General features: G+C 59.9%; 16 protein-coding genes. 10 read left to right on the top strand and 6 right to left on the bottom strand.

The features are described 5' to 3' along the window. The first annotated feature begins 33 nt into the window (after window positions 1-33). The 8 genes from ACTRXA_RS06040 (at window position 34) to nadA (ending at window position 7,841) form a co-directional block, all read left to right on the top strand. Window positions 34-1,656: an AAA family ATPase gene (locus tag ACTRXA_RS06040; protein WP_442426307.1), complete on the top strand. Its 1,623-nt coding sequence runs from the start codon at window positions 34-36 to the stop codon at window positions 1,654-1,656. After that, window positions 1,653-3,146, top strand: a complete 1,494-nt coding sequence (locus ACTRXA_RS06035) for a proteasome accessory factor PafA2 family protein (protein ID WP_442426306.1) — start codon at window positions 1,653-1,655, stop codon at window positions 3,144-3,146. The genes ACTRXA_RS06040 and ACTRXA_RS06035 overlap by 4 nt, the downstream gene beginning before the upstream one ends. Beyond that, window positions 3,137-3,316 carry a ubiquitin-like protein UBact gene (locus ACTRXA_RS06030; RefSeq protein WP_005006709.1) on the top strand — a complete coding sequence of 60 codons (180 nt, stop codon included), beginning with the start codon at window positions 3,137-3,139 and terminating at the stop codon, window positions 3,314-3,316. Before ACTRXA_RS06035 ends, ACTRXA_RS06030 begins: the two co-directional genes overlap by 10 nt. Continuing rightward, a complete protein-coding gene (locus tag ACTRXA_RS06025; RefSeq protein ID WP_442426305.1) occupies window positions 3,313-4,116 on the top strand; it encodes a proteasome subunit alpha in 804 nt (267 codons plus the stop codon). Before ACTRXA_RS06030 ends, ACTRXA_RS06025 begins: the two co-directional genes overlap by 4 nt. Then, window positions 4,117-4,863, top strand: a complete 747-nt coding sequence (locus ACTRXA_RS06020) for a proteasome subunit alpha (RefSeq protein ID WP_442426304.1) — start codon at window positions 4,117-4,119, stop codon at window positions 4,861-4,863. A gap of 3 nt (window positions 4,864-4,866) precedes the next feature. Beyond that, window positions 4,867-6,324, top strand: coding sequence for a proteasome accessory factor PafA2 family protein (locus tag ACTRXA_RS06015; protein WP_442426303.1), 1,458 nt, complete (start codon window positions 4,867-4,869; stop codon window positions 6,322-6,324). Window positions 6,325-6,463: 139 nt separating this feature from the next. Then, window positions 6,464-6,808, top strand: coding sequence for a histidine triad nucleotide-binding protein (locus ACTRXA_RS06010; protein ID WP_442426302.1), 345 nt, complete (start codon window positions 6,464-6,466; stop codon window positions 6,806-6,808). Window positions 6,809-6,812: 4 nt separating this feature from the next. Beyond that, window positions 6,813-7,841 carry a quinolinate synthase NadA gene (gene nadA, locus ACTRXA_RS06005; RefSeq protein ID WP_442426301.1) on the top strand — a complete coding sequence of 343 codons (1,029 nt, stop codon included), beginning with the start codon at window positions 6,813-6,815 and terminating at the stop codon, window positions 7,839-7,841. A gap of 289 nt (window positions 7,842-8,130) precedes the next feature. Here nadA and ACTRXA_RS06000 read toward each other — a convergent pair whose 3' ends face one another. The 4 genes from ACTRXA_RS06000 to ACTRXA_RS05985 form a co-directional block, all read right to left on the bottom strand. After that, the gene (locus tag ACTRXA_RS06000) at window positions 8,131-11,346 is read right to left on the bottom strand and encodes an efflux RND transporter permease subunit (protein ID WP_442426300.1); all 3,216 of its coding nucleotides are present in this window, start codon (window positions 11,344-11,346) and stop codon (window positions 8,131-8,133) included. A 16-nt stretch (window positions 11,347-11,362) separates the two neighbouring features. Continuing rightward, window positions 11,363-13,174, bottom strand: coding sequence for an efflux RND transporter periplasmic adaptor subunit (locus ACTRXA_RS05995; RefSeq protein WP_442426299.1), 1,812 nt, complete (start codon window positions 13,172-13,174; stop codon window positions 11,363-11,365). Continuing rightward, entirely contained in the window at window positions 13,171-14,544 is a 1,374-nt protein-coding gene (locus ACTRXA_RS05990; protein ID WP_442426298.1) for a TolC family protein, read from the bottom strand. The genes ACTRXA_RS05995 and ACTRXA_RS05990 overlap by 4 nt, the downstream gene beginning before the upstream one ends. 130 nt (window positions 14,545-14,674) lie before the next feature. After that, complete coding sequence (locus ACTRXA_RS05985) at window positions 14,675-15,145, bottom strand: hypothetical protein (protein WP_442426297.1); 471 nt, start codon at window positions 15,143-15,145, stop codon at window positions 14,675-14,677. Between the two features lie 142 nt (window positions 15,146-15,287). Between ACTRXA_RS05985 and ACTRXA_RS05980 the strand changes: the two genes are divergently transcribed. Then, the gene (locus ACTRXA_RS05980) at window positions 15,288-16,040 is read left to right on the top strand and encodes an ABC transporter ATP-binding protein (RefSeq protein WP_442426296.1); all 753 of its coding nucleotides are present in this window, start codon (window positions 15,288-15,290) and stop codon (window positions 16,038-16,040) included. After that, window positions 16,030-16,803, top strand: a complete 774-nt coding sequence (locus ACTRXA_RS05975; RefSeq protein ID WP_442426295.1) for an ABC transporter permease — start codon at window positions 16,030-16,032, stop codon at window positions 16,801-16,803. Before ACTRXA_RS05980 ends, ACTRXA_RS05975 begins: the two co-directional genes overlap by 11 nt. A 45-nt stretch (window positions 16,804-16,848) precedes the next feature. Here ACTRXA_RS05975 and ACTRXA_RS05970 read toward each other — a convergent pair whose 3' ends face one another. Both ACTRXA_RS05970 and fumC read right to left on the bottom strand, forming a co-directional pair. After that, window positions 16,849-17,628, bottom strand: a complete 780-nt coding sequence (locus tag ACTRXA_RS05970) for a hypothetical protein (RefSeq protein WP_442426294.1) — start codon at window positions 17,626-17,628, stop codon at window positions 16,849-16,851. 57 nt (window positions 17,629-17,685) lie between these two features. Then, window positions 17,686-19,074 (bottom strand): class II fumarate hydratase, encoded by a 1,389-nt coding sequence (gene fumC / locus ACTRXA_RS05965; RefSeq protein ID WP_442426293.1) that lies wholly within the window; start codon window positions 19,072-19,074, stop codon window positions 17,686-17,688. Window positions 19,075-19,122 lie beyond the last annotated feature (48 nt).

Here is a 19,122-nt window from a genome sequence, read left to right as displayed (position 1 = left end):
GAAGTATCATTCGTGGAAATAAGGATTTGTGAAATGGGCGACCCGACTCACATCATTGAATTGATTGACCGGATTCTGGAAGAGACCGAGGACCAGCCGGAGCTCCAGCAGAAGATCTTCGATCTGCGCGATGCGCTCCTGGCGGCCCAGCAGTCCGCCCAGCAATACAATCTCAAGATCAAGACGCTGGAGGAGACCATCCGCCAGCTCAAGTCGCCCGCGCACCGCATCGGCACGGTGCTCGGTCCGGGCAACGACGACCTCGTGCGCCTGAACGTCGGTGGCACGGAATACCAGGCGGCGGTCTCGCCGGAGATCCTGGAGAACGGTCCGTTGCTGGTGGGCGACCAGGTGGCGGTGAACGAAGGATTTGTCGCCATCATCAAACTGCCCCGGCCCCAGCAGGGCCCCATCGCCCGCGTCGTCACCCGCCTCAAGGACGGCCACTGGATGGTCAACGGCGGCACCGGCAATACCGAATTCATGGTCCAGGTTTGCGATGAACTGAAAGAGGAAAACTTCCGCGAAGGCGACGAGATCATCCTCGATCCCACGCAACGCGTCATCCTGAAAGCCCTGCCCAAGCGCGAACAGAAGCTGGTGGTGGAAGACGAATTCGTCACCGTCACCTGGGAGCAGGTCGGCGGGCAGGAAAACGTCATCAAGGAAGTGCGCAAGGTCATCGAGTACCCCATCCTGCACCAGGAAATTCTGGACAAGATGGAATACCGCATGCCCAAGGGGTTCCTGTTCTACGGTCCCCCCGGTTGCGGCAAGACGCTCATCGGCAAGGCCATCCTCTCCGACATCGTGAACAAGCTCAAGGAACAAAGCCACGACCTGAAGGATCTGGAAGGACGCTTCATTCATGTGAAAGGTCCGGAGATCCTCAACATGTGGCTGGGTGAGTCGGAACGCAAGGTGCGCGAGATTTTCAAGAAGGCGCGTGACTACCGCGAAAAGGGACAACTGCCCTTCATCTTCATCGACGAGGCCGAATCGGTACTCGGCACGCGTCAGGCGCTCCGCGTCAACAACATCTCAAACACGCTGGTGCCCATGTTCTGCGCCGAGATGGACGGCATCCAGTCGGTGCGCGACATGGTGGTGATCCTGGCGACGAACCGGCCGGACCTGATCGATCCCGCCATCCTGCGGCCGGGGCGCATCGACCGCAAGATCAAGGTATCGCGTCCAGACCGCGGTGACTGCGAGGACATCCTGAAGGTGTACCTCAAAAAGGACCTGCCCATCGAGGGCGATTCGATGAACGCGCTGATCGAGCCGTTTCTCGACACCCTGTTCGGCACCAAGGCGGAACAGGAAGCCCTGCTCCTCACCCTGCGCAACGGCGAATTCAAGAAACTGTACTGGAAGGATTTCATCTCCGGCGCGATCCTGGAAAGCATCGTGCTCCGTGCCAAGGAACGCGCCATCGAGCGTGCGATTGCCGGGGAACCCCTGATGATCAAAGTGGACGACCTGTTGAAGTCGCTGGAACACGAGTTCGTTGAGAACAACGTACTGCCTGCGGATTCCAATATGGAAGACTGGCTCCAGCTTCTCGATTTCGATCCGAAAAACGTCGTGCGGGTGCGTCGTCCGCGCGATTCGGATCAGGCCGCGCACCAAACCATGAGCCGGTCCATTATATGAGTGTTGCCGTTCCCCTGCTGGGACTGGAAACCGAATACGGAATCATCCGCGAAGACCTGGAGGATTCCGATCCCGTTGAAGAGTCGATGGCGCTTCTCCAGCAGTGTCCGCTGAAAAGCGTGTTTCGCGGCTGGGCTTACAGCCGGGAGCGCACGCACCTCGACATGCGCGGGTTCACGGTGAACCACCTGGCGCAGGATGAAGAGGAAGACGAATTCTGTGCGGAGGACCGCAAGCGGCCCTACAGCTACTGGGAAATGAAGTGCGACCGGGTGCTGGTCAACGGCGCGCGGTTTTACAACGACCACACGCATCCGGAATACAGCACGCCGGAGTGCAAAAGCGTGTTCGACCTGGTCACGCACGATCAGGCGGGCGACCGCATCCTGCTCGAATGCGTGCGCCGCCGGAACGAAGAACTGGGCGGTCCGCACGTGCAGGTGTTCAAGAACAACACCGATTACAGCGGTCACAGTTACGGCACGCATGACAATTACCTCATCCCGCGCCGGCTGGACTTCGATGTCTGGGTGCGGGGATTGGTGCCGTTTCTGGTCACGCGCCAGTTGTACGCGGGCTCGGGCAAGGTCGGCACCGACGGCAAAAAAGTCGAGCCGTTCACCGGTTTGCAGCTGGGACAGCGCTCGGATTTCATCGAGTGCCTGCTCAGCATCGAGACGATGACGCAACGCCCCATCGTCAACACGCGCGACGAACCGCACGCGGACACCGACCGGTACCGGCGGTTGCATTTGATTCTTGGGGATGCCAACATGTCGCCGTATGCGACGGCGCTCAAGGTGGGCACGACGCGGCTGGTGCTGGCGCTCATTGCCGATGAAAAACTGGAGATGCCGCCGGAACTGGCCGAGCCGGTAACCGATGTGCAGCGCACTTCCCGCGACCGCACCGGCACGGTGCTGTTGAAACGGGAAAACGGACGCACCGTCACCCCGCTCGACATCCAGGGCTGGTATCTGGAGCAGGCGAAAAAGAATCCGGGCCGCCTCGGTGACGAGAAAGAAGAGCAATGGATCGTTCAGGAATGGGAGCGCACGCTGAACGATTTGAAAGAAGGCTCCCACAAGCTGAGCGACCGCATCGACTGGGCCATCAAGGAAAGCCTGTTCAACCAGTTCATCGAAACCGAAGGGCTTTCGTGGGACGACCCGGTGATGCAGAGCCTCGATCTGGAGTATCATAATCTGGATCCGGAGCGCGGCCTGTACTACGGCCTCCTGGAAACCGGTGAGCTCGCTCCCTTCGTTCCGGAAGAGGACGTGGCCAGGGCGATGCACAATGCACCGGCGGGCACGCGGGCTCGCATCCGCGGCCTCATGGTCGATCAGGAGCAGGACAATATCCGTTCCATTCACTGGACGGGTATTGAGTTCAAGAACGGTGACTATCTGGACCTGACGGACATCATCCACCAGGAGGATGTCGAACAGGCCCTGGAAACCAATAAGGAGTTGTTCGCATGGAAATGACCGATCCCCTGCGCAGGGAAGAAAAAAAAGAGTCTTCTCCCGATCCCAAGGAAGAAAGCGGTCCGTCCCGGCCGGACGTGTCCCGTCCCGGGCGTGACAGCCTGCTGAAGCGCATGAAAAAAGTGGACCCGAAGCAGTCGGAGAAATACAAACAGCGAACCGGTCAATGAGCGATTCTATTCTTCATTCCCAGGGGCCGGGGGATTTCTACGAACTTCTCAAACGGTCGGGGTACCAGTGGGCCTCCGCACCGGAGAAGGGAAACCCGGTGGACGCGTCGCAGTTGGTGCACGGCACCACGGTGCTGGCGTTTCATTACAGAGACGGGGTGGTGGTCGCGGGAGACCGGCGCGCCACCGCCGGCAACGCCATCATGTATGACCGTTGCGACAAGGTCATCCCCATCGACGACTATTCCCTCATGGCCATCGCGGGCGTTCCCGCCACGGCTTTCGAGATGGCCCGCATCCTTTCCCACAACTTCGAGTACTACCGCCGTTCGCAATTGCAGTCGCTCAGCACCGAAGGCAAAATCCGCGCCTTGTCCAAACTGCTCAAGGACAACATGGGCATGGCCATCCAGGGTGTGGGCGCGGTGAGTCCGATCTTCGCCTCCTACGACCTCAAGGAAAAGAAACCCTACATTTATTTTTACGATCTCCTGGGCGCGAACTTCGAGATCCGCACGCACACCGCCACGGGTTCCGGCTCGCCGGTCATCCGCGGCGTCCTGGAACACGAAGACCTGTGGGGCGCGCGTCCGCTCGCCGAGCGCGACTTCAAGGAAGCATCGATGCTCGCCGTACGCCTGTTGCAGACCGCGGGCCAGTTCGATTCCGCCACAGGGCAGGGCCGGCCCGACGACAAGATCTATCCGGTTGTGGCCAGCATCACCGGGGAGGGTTACCACTTCCTCGAAGACAACGAAATGGAAATCCTGTTCCAGGAATCGATGAAGAGGAACGCCTGAATGTTCGAAGAACCGTTTCGCTGGATGGAGGCGATCTCCACCCGGCACAGCTACGTCCAGGAAAAACTGCGCAAGGGGCAGCCGGTCATCGCGGTTCCGTTTCAGGAAGGCGCATTGATGCTGAGCTTCACCCTCCAGCCCGGAAAAATATTTGAAGTGTACGATCGCATCGCGCTGGGCAGCCTGGGGCACCCGGCGGATGTGGAACGCCTGCGCATGACGCTGCTCGACATGGCGCACCTGGAGGGTTTCAACCGTTCGGAGAAAGACGTCACCATCGCCCGCCTGCTGCAGTTCGGCGTGGCCCCGTCGCTCAAGCAGAACTTTGAAGAAGTCATGCGGGCGCCGTACCTGGTGAAACTGTTGCTGATGGAGATGAACTTCGAGGACAAGCCCCTGTTCTTCCGCCTCAATTACGACGGGCACTGGGAGATGTTCAAAAAAGGCACGGTGATCGCGGGGGACGACAAGGAATCGGAGTTCATCGAAAAAGAAATTGGAAAACGTGATTTCGCTTCGCTACCCTTGGAACAGGCACTGGTGGAAGTCAGCCGTCTTTGGGAGGAGAGCAAAAAGCAGGGGACCGACGAAGAATCCGGCGCGGAAAAGGAATCAGTCTTGACGCTGGCCGAGGTCTTCGAGAATTGGACATTGGAAGCGGCGGTGTTGACCACAACCCGGAAGAAGTCCTTGTTCCGGTGGGTCACTTCCGGTGAATTGGAAACGCTCAAAAAAACCTGCGTGTGACTTATGAAACGGCGAATCTACGGCATTGAAACGGAATACGGCCTCCTCATCAAAGAGGAGGACTTCAAGTACGGCCCGATTGATGTGGCGGTCCGGGTCAAGAACCACATCTTCGATAAAAAGCAGGGCGTTCTGGACCTTCACTACCGCGCCAACGACGAGCCGCCGGGCAACGGCGGCTTTCTTGTTAATGGCGGCCGTGTGTACCTCGACATGGGTCACCTCGAATACGCTTCGCCGGAGTGTTCCAACCTCACCGACCTGGTCACCTTCGACCGCGCAGGCGACATGGTGGTGCAGGAGGCGCTGGAAGACCTGGGCTGGGGCGACCAGGTGGCGTTCATCAAGAACAACGTCGATCTGGAAACCAACGCCACCTTCGGCTGTCACGAGAACTACCTGGTCAGCCGCGCGTTCCAGTTCGACAACCGCGAAAACCTGCGCCTGCTCGCGTCGTTCCTGGTGACGCGCCAGATCTATGCCGGGGCCGGGCGCACCGGAGCCTGCAATCCGCAACCGTTCCGCGACTGGGACGACATCCACCAGGCGAAAAAGGACACGGAGGAAGTCAATTTCCAGCTGTCGCAACGCGCCGACCACATTCCCAACGAATTCTACCGCTGGGTGCAGTACAACCGCGCCATCGTCAACACGCGCGACGAACCGCTGTCCGATCCCAGCAAGTACCGCCGCATTCACCTGCTGGTCGGCGATTCGAACATGAGCGAGTTCGCCACCGCGCTCAAGATGGGCACGACGTCGCTCATGATGGAATTGATCGAGCTGGGCGTCGCCAACCCGGACTGGATCCTCGCGGATTCCGTCGCCGCCATGCGGTCGATCTCGCGCGACCAGGATTTCAAGTGGAGCATTCAAATGCGCGACGGCAACCAGAGCACCGCGCTCGAGTTGCAGTGGGAAATGTTGAAGACGGCGAAGGAATACCTCGCCGGGGCCAACGCCGACGCCGACTGGGTGATCGAGGCGTGGGAGTCCGTGCTCACCGACCTGCCGAAAGGGCCGGAGCATTTGATCGGGCGCGTGGACTGGGCAGCCAAGTACTGGCTCCTCAACGAGTTCATGGAAGCGGAAAACGTGGGCTGGAAAGACCCCTGGGTGAAGAGCCTCGACCTTGAATACCACAACCTCAACCGCAACGTCGGGCTGTACTGGGGACTGGAAGAAACCGGCGACGCCAACCGCAAAACCACCGATGCCGCCGTCGAGCACGCCAAGCACAATCCGCCGCGCGGCACGCGGGCGGACGGACGCGGCGAGCTGGTCAAGCGCCTGGTGGAAAGCCAGACCGGCTACCTCATTGACTGGATCGGCTTCCGTCTCAACAAGGAAGAACCGTTTCTGATGCTGGACCCGTTCGTGTCCTACAAAAAAGACATCAAAGCTTACCTGGAACGCATGGACCTGCAACAGCCATTCGACCGCGACAGCTTTTTCCGTTGATCCTCGTCGCCGCCGGCTCGGCGGCCTTTTCCTGCTTACTGCCATTTTGACGGCCGTCTCCCTTCCGGGAGGCGGTTGCTTTGTCTCGTCCCACGTTATAAGATGGATTTATAGCCAACATTTCTTTAATGGAGATGGTGTGAACGATTGCCTGTTCTGTAAGGTTTTGAAAGGGGATATCCCCGGTGACAAGGTTTATGAGGACGACAACGTTTTCGCGTTCAGGGACATCAATCCGCAGGCGCCGACGCACATCCTCATCTGCCCCAAAAAACACATGAGTACCATCATGGACATGGATTCCGAGGACGAACCGATGATCGGTTCCATCTTCTCCGTTGCCAATTCCATCGCAACCGAGATGAGCCTGGAGAAAGGCGGTTTCCGGCTGGTGCTCAACTGTGGTTCCGGCGCCGGGCAATCGGTCTTCCACGTCCATTTTCATCTACTGGCCGGACGGCCCATGAAATGGCCTCCGGGTTGAGATCATGATCACCCTCGACGAATTTTACGAAAAACTGAAACCCATCCGCGTCGGCAACCCGATCTGCGAGTTCACGCGCGAACACTGCGAGCGCATCTGGCCCACCATCGAGCGCATCCGCGAACTCAAAAGGGAAAAGAACGCCATCATCCTCGCCCACAACTACGTGGAGCCGGAAGTGCTTTACGGCGTGGCGGATTATTCGGGCGACTCTTACGGCCTGTCCAAGAAAGCCAAAGCGTCGGATGCGGATGTCATCGTGTTCGCGGCGGTGCGCTTCATGGTGGAGACGGCGAAGATCCTGAACCCGGAAAAAACGGTGCTCGACCCGAATCCCAACGGCGGCTGTTCGCTGGCCGACGGCATCATGCCCGCAGACGTGCGTAAACTGCGCAAGCAGTATCCGGATCACACCTTCGTCTGCTACATCAACACCACCGCGGAGGTGAAGGCGCTGTGCGATGTGTGCGTGACTTCGTCGAACGTGTACCGCATTGTGGAAGCCATCGACAACAACCGGATCTATTTTCTGCCGGACAAGCTGATGGCGCAGAACGTCATCGAGCACTGCCGCCGAAACGGCATCGACAAGACCATCGATTACTGGGACGGCACTTGCTACGTGCACGAGGAGTACCAGCCGGAGGCGGTGGACTTCGTCCGCAAGGCCAACCCCGGCGTCGATGTGCTGGTGCATCCGGAATGCGCGCCGGAAGTGGTGCAAAAGGCGGATTTCGTCGGCAGCACCACCAACATGCTCGACCACGTGCGCGGCTCGGACGCGGATACGTTTTTCCTGCTCACCGAGTGCGGCCTGACGGGCGTTCTGCAGTCCGAGTTCCCGCAGAAAAAATTCGTTGGCTCCTGCACCATGTGCCGCTACATGAAAGCCAACTCGCTCAGCGACGTGCTGGGTGTGCTGGAGGATCCCCAACCGCACCAGATCATCACCCTCACCCCGGAAGTCCGGCAGGGCGCACTGCGTTGCGTCGAGGCCATGTTCGAATACGCCGAACAACCCACCTCGAAGTAGCAAAACTTCGTCTTAGGCATCGAGATGCTTCACTGCGTTCAGGAATTCAGCGGAAGAATCCCCCTACCCTTCATTGCAAGGAGACCTTTGCATAAGTGGGGTAAAACCAAAACATAGATTCTTCGCTGACGCTCGGAATGACAATTCAGGCATCAGCATGTCATTCTGAGGAGCCGCAGGCGACGAAGAATCTATGTGTTCACCCATTAAAAACAGTTATGGAAAGCCCTCCTTTACAATGAGGGACCGATCACTCCATGTATCGGTGTTCATCTGTGGTTCATCGTTTTCACTCCGCAGGTGCGGAGGCCGGTTGCTTGCTTTCTACGGCGGGCAGGGGTTCCTTCATGAACATCCGGTAGAGCACGGGCAAAACCACCAGCGTGAGCAGGGTGGAGGAGACGATGCCGCCGATGACCACCGTCGCCAATGGCTGCTGCACTTCCGCGCCGGTGCCGGTGGCGGTCGCCATCGGCACGAATCCCAGGGACGCCACCAGCGCCGTCATCAGTACCGGACGCAGGCGCGTCAGGCATCCTTCATACACAGCCCGGTCCAGAGGCATTCCGTCCTGGCGCAGTGAATTGATATAGGATACCAGCACCACGCCGTTCAACACCGCCACCCCGGAGAGCGCGATAAATCCAACGGCAGCGGAGATGGAAAGCGGAATGCCGCGCGCCCAGATGGCGAACACACCGCCCGTCAACGCCAGGGGCACCCCGGAAAACACCAGCAGTGCCTGTCTGGACGAACCGAACGCCGCCATCAGTAGCAGGAAAATCAGCAGGAGCGCAACCGGCACCACCAGGTACAACCGTTGCGTTGCGGAAATCAGATGCTCGAATTGCCCGCCCCACGTCAGCCAGTAACCGGAGGGAACGGTCACGCGTTCGCGGATCAACGACTGCGCTTCCTCCACAAAGGTTCCCAGGTCGCGTCCGCGCACATTGGCGCTCACAAACACGCGGCGCTTGCCGTTCTCGCGACTGATCTGGTTGGGACCCTGCACCACTTCCAGGTCCGCCACCGCTTCCAGTGGAATGAAGGTGGGCAGGGATTTCACCTGCGGGCGCTGGGTGCCAACCGCGTGGGCGTGCCTGTCGTCCAGTTGTTTCGGAAACGGCAGGGGAATGCGGCGCAGGTGCGGAATTTTTTCGCGGATGTCTTCCGGCAGGCGCACGACGAGGTCGTACCGGTTGTCGCCTTCATACACTACGCCTGCCTTCCTGCCCCCGACCGCCGTCTGCACGATGGACTGGATTTCCGATACGTTGAACCCCAGCCGTGCCATCTCATCGCGTTTCAGTTTCACGGTGAGGATGGGCAGGCCCGTCACCTGTTCGACGCGCACGTCCGCGGCGCCGGGAATGGTTTCCAGTGCGTGGGCGATCTCTTCGGCTTTGGCCAGCAGGACTTCCAGGTCGTCACCGTGGACCTTCACCGCCACATCGCTGCGCACGCCGGAAATCAGTTCGTTGAACCGCATCTGGATGGGTTGCGTGAACTCGTACTTGTTTCCGGGAAGCGGTTTGAGCACCGACTCGAATTTTTTGATGATGGCGGCGCGGGTGAGCTTCGGGTCCGGCCACTCGCGTCGCGGTTTCATGATGACAAACACGTCGGCGACGCTGGGGGGCATGGGATCGGTGGCGATGTCGGGGGTCCCGATTTTGGAAAACACGTAATCCACTTCCGGGAACTGGTGGAGTTTGTTTTCCAGGTTGTGCTGCATGCTGACCGCCTGCGACAGGCTGGTTCCGGGAATGCGCAGGGCATGGATGGCGTGGTCTTCCTCGTTCAGCGTCGGCACGAACTCGCGCCCCAGTTGCGTGGCGAGCAAAAGGGTCAACACGAAGAGGACTCCCGCCAGCGTCAGCACCGCGACCGGCGCCTTCAACGACGCAGTGAGCACGGGGCGGTACATCCGTTGCGCCCACTGGAAGAACCGCGTTTTCTTTTCGGGCACGCGGCCGCTGATGAACTGTGCCACCATTGCCGGGATGAAGGTGAGCGACAGGATCAGCGCGCCGGTCAATGCCGCCAGCACGGTGAACGCCATGGGAATGAACATCTTGCCTTCGACGCCGGTGAGCGTGAGGATCGGAATGTAAACGATCATGATGATGATGACGCCGAAGATGCTGGGACGCGACACCTCCGCCGCGGCGGTGCTGGCCACATCGAGCCGTTCGACTTCAGACAATTGGCGTCCGGCTTCCCTTTGCCGCTCGGCCAGGCGGCGAATGCAGTTTTCCATGATGATGACGGTGCCGTCGACGATGATGCCGAAATCGAGCGCTCCCAGGCTGAGCAGGTTGCCGCTCACGCCATGCGTCACCATGCCGGTCACCGCAAAGAGCATGGACAGGGGAATGACCAGGGCGGTGATGAACGCGGCGCGGAAATTGCCAAGCAGTAAAAACAGGACCACGACCACCAGCAGGGCGCCTTCAGTGAGGTTGTTGCGCACGGTGGTCAGGGTTTTGTTGACCAGCTTGGTGCGGTCGTAGGTGGTGGTCACCTGCACCCCTTCGGGAAGCGTGCGGGCGATTTCCTGCATCTTGTCATCGACGGCGCGGGAGACGCGGCGGCTGTTGTCGCCTTTCAGCATGAACACGGTGCCCAGAACCACCTCCTTGCCGTTGCGCGTCGCGGCGCCGGTGCGCAGCTCCTTGCCGATCAACACGTCCGCCACGTCCCTGATGTAAATGGGCACCCCGCGGTGCGCACCGACCACGATGTTTCCAATGTCCTTGATGTTTTTCACCTGTCCGGGCGTACGCACCAAATACTGCTCGCCGCTTTGTTCAATGTACCCTGCGCCGACGTTGTCGTTATTCCGGCGCAGGGCGTCAACGATGTCATTGAAGGTCAGGTTGTAGGCAGTGAGGCGTTTCGGGTCGGGTGTCACGTGGTACTGCTTTTTGTAGCCGCCGATGCTGTTCACTTCCACCACACCGGGAATGGTCATCAACTGCGGCCGGATCGTCCACTCCTGAACCGTGCGCAGTTCGGCCATCTGTTCGACGTTGCTTTTGGTTTTGCCGTGGTCGTGGCCCTCCTTCCAGCTGAGCGCCCACATGTAGATTTCGCCCAGGCCCGTGGCGATGGGTCCCATGATCGGCTCCAGCCCGTCGGGCAGGGTGGTGCCCAGTTCGCGCAGGCGTGCGTTCACCAGCTGGCGCGCGAAATAGATGTCCGTGCCGTCCTCGAAAATGACCGTCACCTGCGACAGCCCGTAGCGCGAGATGGACCACGTCTCCTTCAATTGCGGCAGGCCGAACATGGCGGTTTCGACGTAATACGTGACGCGCTGTTCAACTTCGATGGGGGAGTAGCCGGGGGCTTCGGTGTTGATCTGCACCTGGATGTTGGTGATGTCGGGCATCGCGTCGATGGGCAGTTTCTGGAAGTTGTACACACCCAGCACCGCGAGGAAGAACGTAGCCAGTATGACGAACACCCTCTGGCGGATGGCGAAATCGATGAACCGTTTCAGCACGACAGGTCTCTCCCGATCAATGCGAATGGGTGGCGGCGGACTTCTGCAGCTCCGCCTTGATGATGAAACTGTTTTCCCTGACGTAGGTGTCGCCGGGGCGCAGGCCGTCGACGATCTCCACCCATGTGCCGTCGGAGTGGCCCAGCGTCACCGGTCGCGGCTCGTACTGGTCGCCCACCTTGATGAACACCACCGTCCAGTCGCGGAACGTCTGCACGGCATGGCGCGGCACGGCAACCGGTACGGATTGGGTGTCGCGGATGAGGTCCACCTTCACGTACATGCCCGGCCGCCACTTGAGGTCCTTGTTTGAGATGACGATGCGGCCTGTCACCGTGCGTGTTTTTTCATCCAGCACCGCACCAAGGAAAAAAAGTTTCCCCATCGCCTTCATATTTGCGTTTTCAGCGCGGACCTGGATGTTCTGCCCGAGTTCAACGAGATCCATATCGCGTGAAGGGATGGCGATGTTGACCCAGACCTCGGAAAGGTCGGCGACAACGAACACGGAAAAATCCTTTTTGATGGCCTCCCCGACGGCGATGTGTTTTTCAATGACGCGGCCGTCGATCTCCGAACGCAACTGGTAATGCGTGAATGGCGGCGGGTTCTTCGACGTTAATTGCCGGATGTCCCGGTCGGTCATGCCCAGCGTCTTCAGTTTCTGCGCCTGCGTTTTGATGTTGAGTTCGGCCACCTCCAGTGCCTGCTTTTTCTCCAGCAGGGACAGCTTGCCCTGGTAATGGACTTTTTCGCGCAAGGCCTCGTACTGGGCCTTGGCCGACTGGAATTCCTCAAGCGCCAACAGGTACTCGGCGCGTGAGGAAATTTTCTTTTCGTACAAAGTTTTTTCCCGTTCGTACACCGCCTGCGTCCGCACCACCTTTGCGAAAGCAGGTACGATTTCAGCGCGGGAATTGCCGAGGAACAGGGTGTCGATTTTCCGGTACAGCTCGTCCAGGCTGATGTCCCGGGTGAGCAGGTCCAGCATGACCAGCGTGTTGTCGTAAATCTGTTTCTGTCGCTGGTGATCCAGCCGCACCGGTTCGGCGCGTTTGATCGCGGCCAGGTATTCGTTTTTCGCGTCAGCCAGCTCGCGGCTTTGCAGGACGGCCAGCAGGTCGCCCACTTTCACCTGGTCGCCCATGTCCTTGTGCACGGCGACCACCAGCGATTCCACCCGAGGCACAATGTGGGCCACGCGTTTTTCATCGAGCCCGATTTCTCCGTCGAGCGTCACCACGTCGCCGATGGCGCGCGGCCCGGCTGTGGCCGATTCGATGCCTGCATTTTCCGCCTGCGTTTTGGAGATGGTGGCGCGGAACTCGATCTGCTCGTGCGTCCACTGGAATTTGTTTTTCTTCCATTCGGCGCGGATGTTCATGACGAACGAATGCGGTTCCACCACTTCACGGTCACCGAGCAGATAATTTCCGGCGGGTTGGAATCGAACCCGGTCCACGCGTTCCATGCGCTCGAGGTCGATCTGCACGGTGATGTCCGAAAGCGGAATGGGGGTGCCGTCGGCTTTTATCGGATACACCCGAAACTCCGGCGGCACGCCTTTCTCGTACAGCACCACTTCCAGTTGCAGTTCGTCCTGCTCGAACAGCATGCCGTTGTGCGGGCCGCGCGGCATTTCGGGTCCATGATCGTCGTGCCTGCCGCCGTCATGGCTGTCATCGCCGTCGTGCGTGTGGGTGTCTTTGCCGTGTTCGTGCGGCGTGAGGTGCAGGAACGGTATCGATCCCGGTTTCAGAATGGCCCATGCCAGAAGAGCGCCGACACAAAGTATGGTGACCACCGTTAAGAATTGTTTGCGCTTCATGGTTGCGTGTCCTCCGCAGTTGGCACGGCGCCGCCGAGTTTCTGGTTGAGGGGCGCTCCGATGAGCCGTTCCACATCCGCCACCGCCGAATGGTATTCGGCCAGCGCGTTCAGGTATTGCTTGCGCGCTTCAAACCAGGTTCGCTGGCTGTCGATCACTTCCAGGTAACCGAACTTGCCGAAGCGGTAGCCTTCCTGCACCGCGTCGAAGGCCATCCGCGCGCCGGGCAGGACCTGGCTTTTGAGCGACGTCACCTGGGTGTGCGCATTCACCAGGCGCGCGTAGTGATTGGACAGTACGGTCTGCAGTCGAACCTCCACGGCGCGTTGTTGTGCTTCGGCCTTGGACTTGCGGTAGTGCGCTTCGGCAATGGCACCCTGGTTGCGGTCGAACAGCTGGATCGGAAGCTGGATCTGGAACATCACCGTGTTGTCCCGGTTTTCCTGCAACCAGCGTGCGCCGACACCCAGCTGCAGGTTGGGAACAGCGCGTGATTCTTCCAGGTCGATCACCGCATCGCGCTGGATCATCTCCGTGGCCCAGCGGGCGAGGTCCGGGTTCCGGTTCAGCCGCCCTGCCAGTTCATCGAGTTCGGGAAGGGACTGAATGCCGTACAGGTTGCCCTGAAGGTGATCGAAGGCGGTGAGGGGCCGACCCCACAGCGCGGCGAGGCGGCGCCGTGCGGCCAGGAGTTCGTTTTTCGCCTGCTGTCTCTGCATGCGCGTGGTGGACAGGGTGACCGCCGCCTTGACTTCATCGATGGGTGGCACCTTGCCCGCTTTCACGCGTTCGGTCACGGCGGTGTGCAGTCGTTCGGACAACGCTTCCAGTTCGCGCACCAGTTTCAGCGCTTCCTGACGGGCGAGCACGTCGGCGTAGGCCTTGGCCGTGTCGGTCAGCACGTTCATGCGCACGGTTTCGTAATCCCATTCCGCCAGTTCCGTGTTCAGGTTGGCGGCGGTTTCCCGTTTCATGCGTTTGCCGCCCAACTCGATCCATTGCAGGAACAGAACCTGGTTTTCAGAATCCGAGGCACCTGTAAACTGGCCGGATCCCAGGACGTCCTGCACCAGCGCCTGCACCTGCGGGTTGGGGATCAATCCCTCCTGGAGGGCGCGCGCTTCGCGGGCCCGGATTTCCAGCTGGAACGCCTGCAGGTCGGGATTGTGCAGCAGGATGTGCGCCGCCACCTGGCGGAGCGTGAGCACGCCGGTGAGATCGCGTGTATCGCGGGCGGCATCCTTTTTGAGCAGGAGGCGTCCCTCCCCGTTTCCAGGGGAATTGGGTTTTGTGGTCTGGGCGAATGCCGGAGGTGCGAACAGAATTCCAATCATCGCGCCCACGGTCACCCGCCAATAAAAAGCGTTCATGGTTCCTTTCCCAATTGGATCCGGAACACTCTCCATGTCCAGGACCTGCAGGAACAGAAGAGCGTCCCCGTCACGCCGGTTTCATGAAAGCGAAACGGATGTTGTTTTCAACTGCTGATGAAAAAAAGGATCAGGAAAGGAAGGCGGGCGGCGCGCGGCCGGAAAGCGCAATGGGCAGGTGCCGAACCTCGGTGAGGGGCACATCGTGCTGGACAGGTTGCCAGCTGATGCGATGGTCCTGCTGCGGCAGAACGAGAAGAACTGCCGAGGGCGCGACGACCTTCAGCTTAACGGGTACCAGGCTGTGCTTGTTGAGCTCGAGCTGAACGGTTTCGGAATCACTGCCCGGAGCGGACTCGGAATGGTGGTGCGATTCCTCAGCTTCATGGTGGTCCCATCCGGAATGAATGGCGGCGGCGAAGCCTTCCACTTCATGCGAATGAAAATGGCCGGTGTGGTCATGCGGTTGTAGTTCGTCCGCATGGGCGTGTACATAATCCGGATGGTAGTGGAAGGTGAACCCGACGCAGAAGTAGAACGTCCACAACAGGATGAGCATGTGGACCACAAGCGATCTGGGTTTCCGGTTACGCGTTGGCATGAAACGCCCCAAAATCGGTGTGACGGGTTGAAAAATCGGATACCATGATTATAGCCACAACGAACCGGGTTCTCCAAATTTTTTGTAATTTCACGCCTTTTCCCAAGTGTGTCGGAATAAGGGAAAAGCGTTTCGAGGTCTTATGTTGCAAGTGCGGGAATTGAGCGTGGCGCGCGGCAGGCCGATTTTGAACGGCGTGTCGTTCGACGTCGAAAAGGGCGAGATGCTGGTGGTGCTGGGTCCGTCCGGATCCGGCAAATCCATGTTGCTGCGTTGCCTCAACCGCCTCGAACCGTTCGACTCGGGCACCGTGCGCCTGAACGGGGAAGACACCGCCAGGATGAACGTGCTGGATTTGCGGCGGCGCATGGGCATGGTGTTCCAGGCGCCGGGACTGTTGCCGTTTCGCGTGCGTGACAACATCGCGCTCGGACCCGGCCTGCGCGGCGAGGCGATGGAAGACGCGCAGTGCGAGCACCTGCTCAACCAGGTGGGGTTGTCGAAGTCTTATCTCACGCGGCAGGCGGAAACGTTGTCCGGCGGCGAACAGCAACGTGTGGCTCTGGCGCAGATGCTGGCCAACGGACCGGAACTCCTGCTGATGGACGAACCGACCTCGGCTCTCGATCCCACGGCGGCGCTCACCATCGAAAACCTGATCAAGCACATCAACCGGGACCTGGGTATCGCGGCCGTGTGGGTGACGCACGACGTGCCGCAGGCGCTGCGCTTCGACGCGATGACGATGGTCCTGATTGAGGGTCGTATTATTGCCCACGGCAACATCCAGGAACTGATGAACGACAGGAAGGACGAACGCCTGCGGCAATTTTTTGAAGGACGTCTGCACTCCAAAGAAGACGACAGGCAGGAAGGAGGCACCCATGCAGGTTGACGCCCTGTTGCTGTGTTACGGCCTGGTCATCGTGTCGCTTCTGGTTTCGTATTACAACCGGCTGGGCCTGGAAAAGGACGTGTTCTACGCGTCGGCCCGGGCGACGGTGCAGCTGGTCATCATGGGGTTTCTGCTGGAGGCGATCTTCACCCTCGACCAAATCTGGGCGTTGCTGTTGATCCTTCTTTTCATGTGCGGCGTGGCGGCGTCGATTTCCGGCAAACGCGGGCAGAGTGTTCCCCATTCCTACCTGCTGGCGTTCGCCGGCATCGTCACCGGCTCCGGCGTGACCTTCGGCATCCTCACCTTCGCGGGAGTGATCGAGCACGAGGCGAAATACATCATCCCGCTGGGCGGCATGATCATCGGCAATTCCATGAACACCGCGTCCCTGGCGCTGAACCGGTTGACCGCGGAACTGGGCCATCAGAGACGACGCATCGAGACCCTGCTCGCCCTCGGCGCGAACGGGTCGCAGGCGGCGCGCTGGGCGGTGCGCGATACCCTGCGCGCGGCAATGATCCCCACACTCGACTCGATGAAGGTGATCGGCCTGGTTCATCTGCCGGGCATCATGACGGGATTCATCATCGCCGGCGGTTCGCCCCTGGAAGCGGTGAAGTACCAGCTGGCGATCGTGTTCATGATCGCGGGCACCTCGAGTTTGACCGGCATGCTGGTCACCCTGCTCGCGGTGCGGCATTGTTTTTCCAGGGACGTGCGACTGCTCGACCGTTTCCGCCCGCAGGCGGAGATGGGGTGAGGGACGGGAACGGTTCCCTGTGTCCGGTTTGTTTGAAGAAAAAAATTATTTCCGGAACGGTTTGGGCAGGGCTTTGGTTTTGGAGACCGCCGAGGTTTTTTCGATTTTTTGGGGTTCCTTGCCGTTTTCCTTTTCCCCTTCTTTCTCCGGTCCGGCTTCTTCCTGCAGGGGAATCACCTCGCTTTGCTCCGTGGTGCGGAAGGGAAACAGCTTGATCTCCAGGAACCCGTCACAACTGCCCACCATATAGATGAGGCAGATGTGGTCCTTGATCCAGGCGAAGGTGGACTGGCACATCGGTTCGCCGCAGGCGTCGTCGGTCGGCGCGTAGCTGTCGCCGCATCCTCCCAGCCGTCCTGAAAAATCTTTCAGCTCCGCAATCTTGGCGATGTCCACCTTGTCGAACTTGAGGAACTTCGGTTCCGACATGTGGACGATGGGTTTTCCCGCGAGGCCTTTCATCAATTCCAGCAGGATGAGGTACACGTTGTCCACCGAGGCCAGCGTGAGCATGGGTTTGGGACGCTGGTTGTAAAGGCAGAAATAGGCGTGGTGGAGCAGGTCGTCCAGGGTGTCCGGCGGCTGGTAACTCCACAGGTCTTCGGAGAAGCCGTCGCTGTAAACGAAACAGTAGTCGTTGTCCTCGAGGTCCATCTCCGAGTGGGTGAAGTAGTCTTCCTCACCCAGGCGGAGGACCTTGTCGTTGATCAGTTTCAGGAACGCTTCGGTCTTGAGGTGCACGATGCGCCCGGTGCCGGTTTCCTTTTCCAGGAATTCCTTGAAGCCCTGCTTCAGGGCCTGGTTGACGAGAGTCTGTGCTTTCACGGATACCTCATAAGAGTTCGCATTGAACAGAGTCCCCGGTTTTTATTATATCACCGATCACTTCGGGCCGATCATGTTCCCCGGCTGAACCTTCTCGTCGAACTCCTCGGCGGTGAGCAGGTTCAGCGCCACGGCGGCCTCCTTTAAAGAGGTGTTTTCCTCGTACGCTTTTTTCGCCACCTTGGCTGCGTTGTCGTAGCCGATGTGCGGGTTGAGCGCCGTGACCAGCATCAGCGAATCGTTGAGGAAGTGCTGGATGCGGTCGTGGTTCGGCTTGATGCCGACCACACAGTGCTCGGTGAACGAGCGGCACGAGTCGGCGATCAGCCGGATCGACTGCAGCAGGTTGTAGATCATCATCGGCTTGAACACGTTCAGTTCGAAATGCCCGCTGGCGCCGCCGACGTTCACCGCTGTGTCGTTGCCGATCACCTGCGCCGCCACCATGGTCATCGCCTCCGACTGCGTCGGGTTCACCTTGCCCGGCATGATGGACGAGCCCGGCTCGTTGGCCGGCAGGATGAGCTCGCCCAGCCCGCAACGCGGCCCGGAGCCCAGCAGGCGGATGTCGTTGGCGATCTTCATCAAAGAGCAGGCGATGGTTTTCATCACGCCGCTGGCCTCGACCACCGCGTCGTGTGCCGCCAGCGACTCGAACTTGTTCGGCGCGGTGACGAACGGCAGGCCGGTGATGTCCGCAATGGCCTTCGCTACCTTAACGGGAAAATCCTTGTGAGTGTTTAGCCCCGTTCCCACCGCCGTGCCGCCGAGGGCGATTTCGTACAGCCGGGGCAGGCACCCCTCGATGCGTTTGACGGCGTTGTCCATCTGCTGGACGTAGCCCGAAAACTCCTGCCCGAGGGTCAGCGGCGTGGCGTCCATCAGGTGCGTGCGGCCGATCTTGATGATGTCGTGAAACTCGTCCCCCTTGGCCTTCAGGGCGTCGCGCAGGCCCTTGACCGCGGGGAGAAGGCGTTCGTGAATCTGTTCGACCGCCGCGATGTGCATGGCGGTGGGGAAGGTGTCGTTGGAGGACTGGCCCTTGTTGACGTCGTCGTTGGGGTGCACCGGGTCCTTGCTTCCCAGCGTGCCGCCCGCCATCTCGATGGCGCGGTTGGCGATGACTTCGTTCGAGTTCATGTTCGACTGCGTGCCGCTGCCCGTCTGCCACACGCGCAGGGGAAAATGGTCGTCCAGCTTGCCCTCGATCACCTCGTCCGCCGCCTTCACGATGAGGTCGCGCTTGTCCGCCGCAAGAACCCCGACGTCCGCATTCACCTGCGCCGCGGCTTTTTTGAGGATGCCCATGCCACGGATGATCTCGCGCGGCATGGTTTCCCAGCCGATGTCGAAGTGGATGAGCGACCGCGCCGTTTGTGCGCCGTAGTAGCGGTCCGCCGGGACGTCGATTGCGCCCATGCTGTCGGTTTCTTTGCGGATTTCCATTGTGGTGACCTCCCCTGCGGTGATGATGGAATGTTTGAGTGATGGGAT

Origin of the sequence: Nitrospina sp. P1_D6 (genome assembly GCF_052156615.1) — a bacterium.
Lineage (GTDB): Bacteria > Nitrospinota > Nitrospinia > Nitrospinales > Nitrospinaceae > Nitrospina.
This window is presented reverse-complemented; position numbering and strand designations above follow the sequence as displayed.

Bases quoted from the DNA above. Each gene is read 5' to 3' on its own strand.
- ACTRXA_RS06035 (WP_442426306.1), top strand. From the start codon at position 1,653: ATGAGTGTTGCCGTTCCCCTGCTGGGACTGGAAACCGAATACGGAATC.
- ACTRXA_RS05975 (WP_442426295.1), top strand. From the start codon at position 16,030: ATGCAGGTTGACGCCCTGTTGCTGTGTTACGGCCTGGTCATCGTGTCG.
- ACTRXA_RS05980 (WP_442426296.1), top strand. From the start codon at position 15,288: ATGTTGCAAGTGCGGGAATTGAGCGTGGCGCGCGGCAGGCCGATTTTG.
- ACTRXA_RS05990 (WP_442426298.1), bottom strand. From the start codon at position 14,544: ATGAACGCTTTTTATTGGCGGGTGACCGTGGGCGCGATGATTGGAATT.
- ACTRXA_RS05985 (WP_442426297.1), bottom strand. From the start codon at position 15,145: ATGCCAACGCGTAACCGGAAACCCAGATCGCTTGTGGTCCACATGCTC.
- ACTRXA_RS06020 (WP_442426304.1), top strand. From the start codon at position 4,117: ATGTTCGAAGAACCGTTTCGCTGGATGGAGGCGATCTCCACCCGGCAC.
- ACTRXA_RS06025 (WP_442426305.1), top strand. From the start codon at position 3,313: ATGAGCGATTCTATTCTTCATTCCCAGGGGCCGGGGGATTTCTACGAA.
- ACTRXA_RS06015 (WP_442426303.1), top strand. From the start codon at position 4,867: ATGAAACGGCGAATCTACGGCATTGAAACGGAATACGGCCTCCTCATC.
- ACTRXA_RS05995 (WP_442426299.1), bottom strand. From the start codon at position 13,174: ATGAAGCGCAAACAATTCTTAACGGTGGTCACCATACTTTGTGTCGGC.
- ACTRXA_RS06040 (WP_442426307.1), top strand. From the start codon at position 34: ATGGGCGACCCGACTCACATCATTGAATTGATTGACCGGATTCTGGAA.
- fumC (WP_442426293.1), bottom strand. From the start codon at position 19,074: ATGGAAATCCGCAAAGAAACCGACAGCATGGGCGCAATCGACGTCCCG.
- ACTRXA_RS06030 (WP_005006709.1), top strand. From the start codon at position 3,137: ATGGAAATGACCGATCCCCTGCGCAGGGAAGAAAAAAAAGAGTCTTCT.
- nadA (WP_442426301.1), top strand. From the start codon at position 6,813: ATGATCACCCTCGACGAATTTTACGAAAAACTGAAACCCATCCGCGTC.